Below are 2647 nucleotides of genomic sequence, written 5' to 3' on the forward strand. Positions count from 1 at the left end.
GTAAGCGATCGTTCATTGACGCCCTATCGCCACGCGCCCGGAGAGGCGACGATAGTGTCCACTTAAATCGGAGGTGGACACTATGGCAGCAGACAGCAGCGATCTGAACGAGCGCCTGGTAGCAGGCTTTGAGCGAGGCGGGCGCCGCCGGCGCTTCGATCCACAGGCCAAGCGTGAACTGGTACAGGCGTGCTTGCAGCCTGGCGTATCGGTTGCAAGGATGGCGCTGGAGCACAAGTTGAATGCGAACCTGCTGCGCAAATGGATCAGCCAGCATCAGCAGGAGCAAGGCGGGCACGTTGCGACGACCGTGACAGGAAGCGCGATGCCGGCGTTTGTGCCGGTCGTCGCGGTGGACCGAATCGAGAGCGTCCACACGAAGCCTGAGCATGTCACGCTCGCGCCGACGCGCCCAGAGCCTGACCGTGCATTGCCATACACGCCGGCGCCATCGAGACTGATGGCGGAGTTGCCCAACGGCATCACGCTCAGGCTCGAGTGTGCCGGACAGGACGCGACGCTGGTGTCGGTGATGATCGAAACGCTGGGGCGCTGCGATGTTCCGGCTCGACGCTGACCTGAAGGTGTACGTCCATCGCGACGCCGTGGATTTCCGCAAGAGCATCACGGGTCTGTCGGCCCTGGTTGAGCAGGCGCTGGGACTCGATCCGTTCGCCCGGGCCGTCTATGTGTTTCGCAACCGGCGGGCCGATCGCATCAAGTTACTCATGTGGGAGCGCAACGGCTTCTGGCTCATGTTGAAGCGCCTCGAGGCTGACCGTTTTATATGGCCACGCGAAGCGGCCGTACTTGAGCTGACGGTAGAGCAACTTCATTGGCTTCTTGAGGGCATCGACCTGGCGGCGATACGCAAGCATCCGGCGCGGCACTATGCCCGTGTCAGCTGATGGCGTTCGCTGGGGTGTAGCTCAGACGCGACAGAGGACGGCGACGTTACAAATTTACGTAAACCCACGGCGCCTCGGGATTCGCTATGGTTACGCCATGACACGCGCTTCTGTTCAACCCGCTTCGATCACCGCCGAGGAACTCGCCGCGCTCATCGCCGAGCGCGATGCGGTGCTTGCTGAACGCGACGCGTTGCGTGGCGAACTGCGGGTAACGAAGGTCGAGCGCGATCTTCTGAAGGAGCAGCTCAAGGCGTTCGAGCGCCGGCTGTTCGGGGCGAAGAGCGAGGCACGCAGCGCGGATCAGCGTGACCTGTTCCTGAACGAGGCGGAAGCGCTGGCGCCGACGGCGGCGACGCTCCCGGCTCAGGAAGACGAAGTCGACAGCACGCCGGTGGCCGGCCACCGGCGCAAGAAGTCCGGACGCAAGCCGCTCGATCCGGCCTTGCCGCGCGAGGTGATCCGCTACGAACTCTCTGAAGAGGAGCGCATCTGCCCGCACGACGGCAGCGTGCGGGTGGAGATCGGCGTCGAGGTCAGCGAGCAGCTCGACATCATTCCGCAGCAGGTGCGGGTGATCCGTCATGAGCGCGTGAAGTATGCGTGCCCGAGCTGTGATCAAGGCATGAAGGTCACGCCGGCGCGCTCGCGCATCATCCCGAAGGGGTTGTTCACTGAAGCGGCGCTGGCGTGGTTCGTCATCTCGAAGTTCGTGGACGGCTTGCCGCTGTATCGAATCGCTGCACTGCTGCGGCGCTTCGGCGGCGATATCTCGCGCAATACGCTGGCAGCCAGCGTGGTGCGCCTGGGCGAAGCGGTGCAGCCCGTCATCAACCTGATGCGTGATCATCTGCTGGACAGCGAGATCGTGTTTGGCGACGAGACCACGGTGCAGGTTCTCAAGGAGCCCGGACGGGCCCCGCAGACGAAGAGTTACATGTGGGCGCAAATGAACGGCAGCGGGCCGCCGGTGCGGCTGTTCAGTTATGCGCCCGGGCGCAGCAAACAGCTGGGAGCGGACCTGTGGGTCGGCATGCGCCGTGGCGCCGTGCTGATGACCGATGGCTATGAGCCGTATAACGCGATCGCCAGCGCGAACGAACTCGTGCATTTAGGATGCTGGGCCCATTGCCGCCGCTACTTCGTAGAAGCCGAGGCGGTCTTGCCCAAAGAGGCGCGTGGCCGTCATCAACCCGCGACGCAGTTCATCCATCTGATTGGCAAGCTGTACGCGGCGGAGTCGCGTGCCAGCGAAAAACCGCATCGGCGGGCGCGGCTGCGCCGACGCTATAGCCGCGCGGTGCTCGCGCAAATCAAAGCGTTACTGGATCATCACCTCGAGACGACTGCACCCAAGGGCTTGCTGGGCAAGGCGTTGAATTACCTGGCCGGGCAGTGGCCCAAGCTGAACCGCTATGTCGAGAACGAAGCGTGGCCCATCGACAATAACCCTTGCGAAAATTCAATCCGACCCTTCACGGTAGGCCGCCGCTCCTGGCTCTTCGCGGACACGGTGGGCGGGGCGAAAGCGAGTGCCAACCTCTATTCGCTCGTTGAGTCGTGCAAGGCCAATCGCGTCGACATCTACCGCTACCTGACTGATCTGTTCAAGGCGCTGCCCTACGCAAAGAGCGCCGACGACTACGAGGCGCTGCTACCCTGGAAGCTGGGCAAGCGGGAGCACGAAAAAAACGTCTAGGTCAAGTCTGCGGGAGGGACGTGCTTCGCTGATCGCTTAC

General features: G+C 63.2%; 3 protein-coding genes. All 3 read left to right on the top strand.

What is annotated here, in order from left to right:
* Positions 1–82 precede the first annotated feature (82 nt).
* Positions 83–577, top strand: coding sequence for an IS66-like element accessory protein TnpA (tnpA, locus tag KHO31_RS38855; RefSeq protein WP_063496046.1), 495 nt, complete (start codon positions 83–85; stop codon positions 575–577).
* Positions 558–908, top strand: coding sequence for an IS66 family insertion sequence element accessory protein TnpB (tnpB, locus tag KHO31_RS38860; RefSeq protein WP_063496045.1), 351 nt, complete (start codon positions 558–560; stop codon positions 906–908). Before tnpA ends, tnpB begins: the two co-directional genes overlap by 20 nt.
* 97 nt (positions 909–1005) lie before the next feature.
* On the top strand, positions 1006–2607 hold the full coding sequence (gene tnpC / locus KHO31_RS38865) for an IS66 family transposase (RefSeq protein ID WP_063500925.1): 1602 nt from the start codon (positions 1006–1008) through the stop codon (positions 2605–2607).
* Positions 2608–2647: the final 40 nt, after the last annotated feature.

Source organism: Paraburkholderia domus (assembly GCF_905220705.1).
GTDB lineage: Bacteria > Pseudomonadota > Gammaproteobacteria > Burkholderiales > Burkholderiaceae > Paraburkholderia > Paraburkholderia domus.

Bases quoted from the DNA above. Each gene is read 5' to 3' on its own strand.
- tnpA (WP_063496046.1), top strand. From the start codon at position 83: ATGGCAGCAGACAGCAGCGATCTGAACGAGCGCCTGGTAGCAGGCTTT.
- tnpB (WP_063496045.1), top strand. From the start codon at position 558: ATGTTCCGGCTCGACGCTGACCTGAAGGTGTACGTCCATCGCGACGCC.
- tnpC (WP_063500925.1), top strand. From the start codon at position 1,006: ATGACACGCGCTTCTGTTCAACCCGCTTCGATCACCGCCGAGGAACTC.